This window comes from Myceligenerans pegani (assembly GCF_014892515.1).
In the GTDB taxonomy this organism is placed as follows: Bacteria; Actinomycetota; Actinomycetes; order Actinomycetales; family Cellulomonadaceae; genus Myceligenerans; species Myceligenerans pegani.
On the sequence record NZ_JADBGR010000002.1, the window covers coordinates 1 to 397 of the forward strand.

Annotated in this window: 2 protein-coding genes; both read right to left on the reverse strand. The window is 73.3% G+C overall.

Annotation, left to right across the window (positions count from 1 at the left end):
* Positions 1 to 197: hypothetical protein (locus IIE03_RS00010; protein ID WP_192860691.1), on the reverse strand; the 197-nt coding region annotated here is incomplete at its 3' end.
* On the reverse strand, positions 194 to 397 hold a 204-nt coding region (locus tag IIE03_RS00015; protein ID WP_192860692.1), incomplete at its 5' end, for a hypothetical protein. The genes IIE03_RS00010 and IIE03_RS00015, both read right to left, overlap by 4 nt.

Consider the following 397-nt stretch of genomic DNA (forward strand, 5'->3'; position numbering starts at 1 on the left):
GCGTAGACCCGGCCGCGCGATTCCCAGTTCAGCGCCGGCACGAAGGAGAAGGGCGCGGCGAGGACCACGAGGAACACCCCAAGCCAGCCGGTGCCGTCGAGCGTGGCCAGCACGAGGGCGAACGCGAGGACCACGAGCCGTACCTGGCACAGCAGGCGCACGGCCGGCCCGATCGCGCGTTGTGCGGCCGCGTTCATGCCACGCCGCGGCCGCGAGGCCGGCTCAGAAGATCGTCGTCGTCGTAGCCGGCGGTGCGTTCCGCGGAGACGGCGGCCTGGGCCACCGCCGACCACGACGCGACGGACTCGAACCGGGACAGCACCTCCTCCAGACCGGCGTTGCGGGCGATCACCGAACGCGCCCCCACCTCCATGGCGGCGGCCATCGCCGCGCTCAT